The organism is Chryseobacterium sp. ERMR1:04, assembly GCF_001297705.1.
Classification (GTDB): Bacteria; Bacteroidota; Bacteroidia; order Flavobacteriales; family Weeksellaceae; genus Chryseobacterium.
Map to the genome: position 1 here is coordinate 639,252 of NZ_LIRF01000005.1, position 8,447 is coordinate 647,698.

At 31.1% G+C, this 8,447-nt stretch carries 7 protein-coding genes and 1 pseudogene; 5 read left to right on the forward strand and 3 right to left on the reverse strand.

The features are described 5' to 3' along the window. Positions 1–21: 21 nt before the first annotated feature. The 3 genes from AMQ68_RS24950 to AMQ68_RS13205 are packed head-to-tail and all read right to left on the reverse strand — an operon-like array spanning position 22 to position 794. On the reverse strand, positions 22–321 hold the full coding sequence (locus tag AMQ68_RS24950; protein ID WP_241775123.1) for a transposase: 300 nt from the start codon (positions 319–321) through the stop codon (positions 22–24). Then, positions 269–568, reverse strand: coding sequence for a transposase (locus tag AMQ68_RS13200; RefSeq protein WP_241775124.1), 300 nt, complete (start codon positions 566–568; stop codon positions 269–271). The genes AMQ68_RS24950 and AMQ68_RS13200 overlap by 53 nt, the downstream gene beginning before the upstream one ends. Continuing rightward, positions 516–794, reverse strand: coding sequence for a transposase (locus AMQ68_RS13205; protein ID WP_054511090.1), 279 nt, complete (start codon positions 792–794; stop codon positions 516–518). Before AMQ68_RS13205 ends, AMQ68_RS13200 begins: the two co-directional genes overlap by 53 nt. Here AMQ68_RS13205 and AMQ68_RS13210 point away from each other — a divergent pair. The 5 genes and pseudogenes from AMQ68_RS13210 to cas2 form a co-directional block, all read left to right on the forward strand. Beyond that, entirely contained in the window at positions 737–2,695 is a 1,959-nt protein-coding gene (locus AMQ68_RS13210; protein WP_054511091.1) for a DEAD/DEAH box helicase, read from the forward strand. The two genes, AMQ68_RS13205 and AMQ68_RS13210, sit on opposite strands and share 58 nt — an antisense overlap. Before the next feature lie 44 nt (positions 2,696–2,739). Then, a complete protein-coding gene (locus AMQ68_RS13215) occupies positions 2,740–2,991 on the forward strand; it encodes a transposase (protein ID WP_241775125.1) in 252 nt (83 codons plus the stop codon). Between the two features lie 441 nt (positions 2,992–3,432). Then, the gene (cas9, locus tag AMQ68_RS13220) at positions 3,433–7,233 is read left to right on the forward strand and encodes a type II CRISPR RNA-guided endonuclease Cas9 (RefSeq protein ID WP_054511093.1); all 3,801 of its coding nucleotides are present in this window, start codon (positions 3,433–3,435) and stop codon (positions 7,231–7,233) included. Between the two features lie 2 nt (positions 7,234–7,235). Continuing rightward, positions 7,236–8,128: pseudogene (gene cas1, locus AMQ68_RS13225) on the forward strand (type II CRISPR-associated endonuclease Cas1). Further along, positions 8,125–8,447: CRISPR-associated endonuclease Cas2 (cas2, locus tag AMQ68_RS13230; RefSeq protein ID WP_054511094.1), on the forward strand; the 323-nt coding region annotated here is incomplete at its 3' end. The pseudogene cas1 and the gene cas2, both read left to right, overlap by 4 nt.

Below are 8,447 nucleotides of genomic sequence, written 5' to 3' on the forward strand. Positions count from 1 at the left end.
ATCAGTTCCAAAACTTGGGGACTAGGCAAAAAGTTTAGATAACCTAAATAGGAAAAACGATTTATCTCGTACGCCCCTAAGTTGTAATCTGAAGTTTTTTATTTTGGCATTAAAAGATTCAGCTGCCGCATTTGTGCTACGAGCATTAAAATAATTGAGAATATTATCATAGTTTAATATGATTGTTCTCGTTAAGGTATTGAAGGTTTTAAATCCGGATTCTTCTACTTCTTTAAACAAATGTGGGATCAATACCAAAAGTTGGGGACTAGGCAAAAAGTTTAGATAATCTAAATAGGAAAAACGATTTATCTCGCACACCTCTAAGTTGTAATCTGAAGTTTTTTATTTTGGCATTAAAAGATTCAGCTGCCGCATTTGTGCTACGAGCATTAAAATAATTGAGAATATTATCATAGTTTAATATGATTGTTCTCGTTAAGGTATTGAAGGTTTTAAATCCGGATTCTTCTACTTCTTTAAACCAATGTGGGATCAATACCAAAAGTTGGGGACTATGCAAAAAGCTTAGATAATCTAAATAGGAAAAACGATTTATCTCGCACACCTCTAAGTTGTAATCTGAAGTTTTTTATTTTGGCATTAAAAGATTCAGCTGCCGCATTTGTGCTACGAGCATTAAAATAATTGAGAATATTATCATAGTTTAATATGATTGTTCTCGTTAAGGTATTGAAGGTTTTAAATCTGGATTCTTCCACATCTTTAAACCAATGTGCTAACTTTTGATTTTCAAGACCATCGAAAACAAAAAGAAGAAGTTGAATTTTCATTTAATGCAACATTAAGAGATCATCAGGATAAGGTCATTGATAGTATTTCAAAGAAGGATTTTGGAGTAATTGTTGCTCCGCCCGGTTCGGGTAAAACAATTATGGGTTTGAAAATCATTGCAGACAAGAAACAACCAGCTTTAATCGTTGTTCATCGTAAACAATTATTGGAACAATGGCAGGAAAGAGTACAAACATTTATCGGAATTCCTAAACATGAAATTGGTATCATCGGGCAAGGAAAGGCAAAAATTGGAAAACAGATTACAATTGCTACCATTCAGAGTTTGCCAAAGCAAATTGAGCAAATCCAGAATCAATTTGGAATTATTATCGTGGACGAATGTCATCATATTCCTGCCGAAACGTTCCGTAATACGATTGAAAAATTGGAAACATTTTATTTATATGGACTAACAGCGACACCATTTAGAAAATACAATGATGATAAATTGATTTTTGCCTTTCTTGGAGAAATAATTTCAGAAATTGCGAATAATGAAATTGAAAACTTTAAACATGCTAAAATAATTGTCAGGAATACAAATTTGGATGTTCCATTTAATTCAAAAACTGACAATTTTGAAATACTTTCAAAAATTTTAATTCACGATTCGGAACGAAATAAGCTTATTCTGAATGACATAAAAACAGAGCTTTCCTTTGGAAAGCGAATTGTGATTATCACGGAAAGGAAAGAACATATTGATACGCTTTACCTTTTCCTAAAGCAATCTTATGAAGTGATTACACTGAGTGGTGATGATTCTGAAAGTAATAGAAAATCAAAATGGCAAATCTTACAACAAGATAACTTTCAGATATTGATAACCACCGGACAATATTTTGGAGAAGGTTCGGACTTATCAAACATCAGTTCTTTGTTTCTGGTATATCCGTTTTCATTCAAAGGCAAGTTGATTCAATACATTGGGCGTGTACAACGGTCAGAAATCAACCCCACAATCTATGATTATCGGGACATCAAAATTGATTATCTGAACAAACTATTTTTAAAGCGAAATACCTATTACCGTCAAATAGCAAGACAAGCAAGTTTGTTTGATGAACCAACTGAACTTACTCCTGAAAGACAAAGTTTGGTTATAGAGAAACAAATCAAAATAGCTATAGAAGATTTGGATTTCAGATATGGCAATGTTGGTTTTAAGTACATAGACAAAGAAAACGATCAACAAATAGATTTTGAAATAGAAAACGAGGAATTTAGACCTGAGTTTGAAGTTTTGAAACCTTATATCATTAAAATTTTGAAATCAAAATCTGTTAAAATTGATATTTATAGCGAAATAGAAAATGGTGTTATTTTATCACAATTAGCTACATCATCTGATATTGAAAATATCAATAAAGAAATCGTTGAAAGTGTTAATTTTCAGTTTCTTAATAAAAATTTTATCACTCAGATTCCGGTATCGAAGCAAAATATTCTTACAAGCAATGAATTATCGAAAAATCAAAATATTTATACTGATGCAGAAAATATTTTGGAGGATTTACTAAAAGGAAAACAGTACAAGCACTCTAAGCACATTCAATACTTAGCAGGCAAACACGAACGAAATGTTATGAAACTAAGGTTTGTTTTACAGCCGTTTTCTTTTGTGTTTTTAATTGCCGGAGAACAGAGTTATCATATTGTTTTAGAAACTCTAGATACAGAAGAGGCAACCTACATTTGGCATACAGAAAAAAGTAAATCAGTACTAATGGAGACTGTAATGCAAATAGACAAAGAACTCAATATTATTCGAGCTAAAGGAAGACAAGCTTACTTAGAAACGAATCCGCATAATTTCTCAAGAATTATGCACGATTATTCTGATGATAATAAAGGTTTTATGGTGTGGAAGGGGCAACTAGAAGAACGACTAGTTTAAGAGCGTAGAAACTACTAATCATATTTCTGTCAGATAATGATTGTATGCTATATAACTATTTAGCAGACGGTGGCTATAGAGGAAATGTTATTGAAGAAATAAAAGATAAGTTTGGTTACATCATTCAGGTTGTTTTATGGTCTGACAATAAAGAAAAACTCTTTAAGCCAGTACACAAAAGATGGATTGTTGAAAGAACGTTTTCTTGGTTTGATAACTACAGAAGACTTTGCCGAAATTATGAATTGCTAATGGAAAATTCTGAAAACATGGTCAAATTATCTGCTATAAAATGATTATTGAATAAAATTTAAACAGGCTCTTATTGAGCTGAAAGAACAACAAAACGAAATTTTTACAAAAATTTATTCATTAATTGCTAGTGATTAATAATATTTAGTTCTTTATGATCTGGTTTTACAAACTGTATTGTATTGTTAAAAAGTAAGAATCGAATATTATAGATATGTATTAAGAGATGATATGAAGGTTATTTATTGCATATATTATCACTTTTGAGAAACTTACAGAATGAGAAAAAAAATATTTGTCAAAAAAATGCCCCGAAGATAGTCGAGGCTCTAAATGTTTTCACAACGGAATAATCCTTATTGTGAATTGCTTTTCAAAATTATTGATACAAATATATGTCAAAAATTGATTAGTTGATTTACGGAAAACCATAATTTGAATGATTTTTTATTTCTATTTTTATACAATATCAAAAACTATTTGCTATGGCTAAATATATACTAGGATTAGATCTAGGAACCAACTCAATCGGCTGGGCATTAATTGAAGTTGACGAAAATAATATCCCTATTCGAATTATTGTAATGGGTTCTAGAATAATTCCTTTGTCGTCAAATGATAGAGAGGAATTCCAACGAGGTTTGTCAATTACTAAAAATCAAAACAGAACGATTAGCCGAACTCAAAGAAAAGGTTATGACAGAAAACAATTGAAAAGAAATGATTTAAATAAGGTTTTAAATAAATATAATATTTTTCCTTCGAAGATGTTGTTAAATCTTCCAATGCTTGATTTGTGGAAATTAAGAAGTGATTCAGCAAACTCAAATAAAGATATTTCTGCTGAACAATTAGGACGTATTTTGTATATGCTTAATCAGAAAAGAGGTTATAAATCGGTCAGAAGTGAAGCGAATAGTGATAAAAAAGATACAGATTATGTGCAGGCGGTCAAGGGGCGTTATGCACAACTGAAAGATAGAAATCAGACTATTGGACAGTATTTTTATGAAGAATTGTATAATGCAAACGTTAATAATTCTTATTTTAAAATTAAGGAAGAAGTTTATCCAAGAGAAGCTTATATTGAAGAATTTGATACAATTATTAATTCTCAAAAAACTAAGCATGAATTTCTTACAGATCAATTTGTTCATCAATTAAGAAATGAGATTATTTATTTTCAGCGAAAGCTTAAATCACAAAAAGGGTTAATCAGTATTTGTGAATTTGAAGGCTTTGAGAAAACTGTTTTTGATAAGGAAAAAAATAAACATAAAATTGTTTTTGTTGGACCAAAAGTAGCTCCTAGAAGTGCTCCTTTGTTTCAACTATGTCGTGTTTGGGAAGTTATCAATACGATTTCAATTAAAGTTAAAAATCCTGAAGGAAGCAAATATAAATGGGGGGAAAGAATTCCCAGTATAAAGGAAAAAGAAATTTTAGCAGATTATTTATTTAAAAATGAAGTATTAAGTTTTACTAAGCTTCTTGAAATTTTAGGATTAAATAAGAATGATGTTTATGTGAATAAACAAATACTAAAAGGTATTAAAGGGAATGAAACTTATGCTACTCTTTATAATATTTTAGGAGAAAATGAATTTTTGAATTTTGACGTTTCTATAATTCCATCAAATCATACTTCAATGTTGGTGGATAAAAAGACCGGGGAAATTCTGGAAGAGAGAGCTGGTTTGGAATTAGATGTTTCATTGGAGAAACAACCTTTTTATCAGTTATGGCATACCATTTATTCACTGAAGGATTTAGATGAATGTAAAAATGCATTAATCAAAAGATTTGATTTTGATGACGAAACTGCAGAAAATTTGTCTCGTATTGATTTTAACAAACAAGCTTTCGGGAATAAATCGAACAAATCAATGAGGAAAATTCTTCCTTTTCTAATGGAGGGTTATGATTATTCTCAATCTTGTAGTTTGGCTGGTTACAATCATTCTAATTCTTTGACAAAAGATGAAAGAGAACAGCAGGTTACTTTAGATCGATTAGAACTTCTTCCGAAAAACAGTTTGAGACAACCTATTGTTGAAAAAATTCTGAACCAGATGATTAATTTGGTCAATGCAATCCTCGATCAATATGGAGAACTCTCTGAAATAAGAGTTGAACTTGCACGTGAACTTAAACAAAGTAAAGATGAGAGAAACGATGCTGATCTACAAAATACTAAAAATAAAAAACTTAATGATGAAATCGGAAAACGGTTGGCTGAGTTGGGATTACCTATAACTAAGCGATATATTCAGAAATATAAATTTATTTTTCCGTCACTCAGCAAAAATCTAAAAGATGCTCATGTTAACAATCAATGTATATATTGTGGAGAAACATTTAATCTATCAGAAGCTTTGAGTGGTGATGCGTACGATGTTGACCATATTGTACCCAAAGCTTTATTATTTGATGATTCCCAGACTAACAAAGTTTTAGTTCATAGGAAATGTAATTCCACAAAAACCAATCAAACGGCTTACGACTATATTTCTACAAAAGGAGATGAGCAAGTTAGGATATATTTCGAACGTGTTGACGATTGGTTTAAAAGTGGAATTATTTCTTACAGTAAAATGCAAAGGTTGAAAGTTTCACATAAGGAATATCTTGAAAGAAAAAAAATAGGAAAAGAAACGGAGACCGATAAAAAACTTTGGGAAAATTTTATAGATAGACAATTGAGAGATACTCAGTACATTTCTCGGAAATCAAGAGAAATTTTACAGAAAGTCTGTAATAATGTGACTACAACAGAAGGTGGAGTTACTGCTAAGCTTCGTAATTTATGGGGTTGGGATGATGTTTTAATGAATTTACAAATGCCTAAGTACAGAGAATTAGGACAAACCGTTATCAAAGAATGGACAAGCGAACACGGTAAAAGAAAACATCAAAAAGAAGAAGTCGAAAACTGGACGAAAAGAGATGACCATCGCCATCACGCTATTGATGCTTTGGTGATTGCTTGTACAAAACAAGGTTTTATTCAGCGTATCAATACTTTGAATTCGAGTGATACTAAAGATTTAATGTTAAAAGAAGTTGAAGAAGCTAAAGTGAAATTTAGTGAAAAGACAACGCTTTTGGAAAAATATTTAAGAACTCAAGAGCCGTTTAGTACACAAGAAGTAATGAGAGAAGCCGATAAGGTTTTAGTTTCTTTCAAAGCAGGTAAAAAAGTAGCAACAATAACTAAATTTAAGGCAATCGGAAAGAATAAAGATTCTGGTGTTATTGTCCCGAGAGGGGCTTTGCACGAACAATCTGTTTATGGAAAAATAAAAGTGATTGAAAAAGATAAGCCTTTAAAGTATTTATTTGAAAATTCAGATAGAATTGTAGATCCTAAGGTTAAAAAATTGGTAGAGGTAAGACTTTCAGAAAATGAAAATAATTCTAAAACGGCTATATCAACACTAAAGAAAGCTCCAATCTTTTTGAACGAAGAAAAGACAGAAGTTTTGGAAAAAGCATCTTGTTACAATGATGCGACGGTACTTAAATATAAATTACAAAGTATAAAAGCAAGTCAGGCTGATGATATTGTTGATGAAAGAGTAAAGTTTTTAGTAAAAGAACGATTAGCTCAATTTGGAAATAAAGAAAAAGAAGCATTCAAGGATATACTTTGGTTTAATGAAGAAAAGCAAATTCCAATCATAAGCGTTCGCTTATTTGCTCGTCCTGATGCTAATAATTTACAGGTAATTAAAAAAGACGAAAATGGGAAGAGTATCGGTTTTGTTTTAACAGGTAACAATCATCACATTGCAATTTACGAAGATAAAGACAATAAACTTATTCAGCACAGTTGTACATTTTGGCACGCAGTAGAAAGAAAAAAATATAACATTCCTGTAGTAATAAAAAATTCTTCTGATGTTTGGAGTCAATTATTAGACAAACAACTTCCAGAATCACTTTTAAATAAATTACCTACGGATAAACTTAATTTAAAATTCAGTATGCAACAAAATGAAATGTTTATTCTGGGTTTATCACAGAAAGAATTTGATGAAGCTATTAAAAATAATCATAAATCCTTTTTAAGTAAATATTTGTATTTAGTTTGGAGTATTTCTAATAATGATTATTATTTTAGACATCATTTGGAAACAAAGAATACTGAATTGAAAAATATTTCTACTGCAAAAGAATCGAAACGATATTTTAGATTTAAAAGTGTGGGAGCGCTTGTTGGAACTAATCCAATAAAAATAAGATTAAATCATTTAGGGGAAATCAATAAAGTAGGAGAGTACTAATTATGATCACCCGCTCTATTTACATAGGCAATCCTGCTTATCTTAAATTAAAAGATGAGCAAATGAAAATCCTCTGTCCGGAAACAAAATTGGAAAAGGGGAGTGTTCCTGTAGAAGATTTGGGATTGCTGATGCTGGATCATTTTCAGATTACCATCTCGCATAACCTTATCCAGAAAATGATGGGAAATAATGTAGTCGTTGTAAGTTGTGACAGCCATCACTTACCACACGGAATTATGTTGCCACTTTATGGTCATACAGAGCATTCAGATCGAGTGAAAGATCAATTGGAAGCAACTGAGCCGTTAAAGAAACAGCTTTGGAAACAAACTGTAGAATGTAAGATTGAAAATCAGAAAAATGTTTTGATAAGGTTTGATAATTATTATGAACCAATGATTGAATATCAAAAAAATATAAAGTCTGGTGATATTACAAATATGGAAGGCATTGCAGCCCAGCATTACTGGAAATATCTCATTAGTTTAGATTTTTTGCGGCAACGTTTTGGAGATGCACCGAATCAATTTTTCAATTTTGGATATTCTGTTCTAAGGAGTATTGTTGCAAGAGCAATTGTGGAAACTGGGCTATTACCTGTTTTAGGAATTTTTCACAAAAATAAATATAACCCTTACTGTTTGGCGGATGATCTGATGGAGCCTTATCGCCCTTTTGTTGATCTGCTGGTTATGCAATGGTTGAAAATAAATCCTAAGGCAGAGGAATTAACAAAGGAATTTAAAGCTCATATTCTCCAGATAGCAACAAAGGATGTAATATTGATGGTAAAATGAGACCTTTGTTAATTGCTGTAAAAATAACAGTATCATCACTTTATAAATGTTATACTGGAGAAAAACGTCTTATTTCTTATCCTGAATTAATATGAATACCGAAAGGTTTAACGCTTATCGAATTATGTGGGTTTTAGTATTATATGATTTACCAACAGAAACTAAAGCCAATATGAAAGATGCCAGCCGCTTTCGTAAGGGCTTAATTGATGATGGCTTTACATTGTTTCAGTTTTCAATGTATGTTCGCCACTGTCCAAGTCGAGAAAATGCAGAAGTGCATATTAAGAGGATAAAGTTCATGTTACCTAAAGCTGGAAAAGTTGCGATAATGTGCATTACCGACAAGCAATTTGGTGATATTGAAATATTTTTCGCCAGAAATAAAGAAGAACCACCTCCAACCTTTCAACA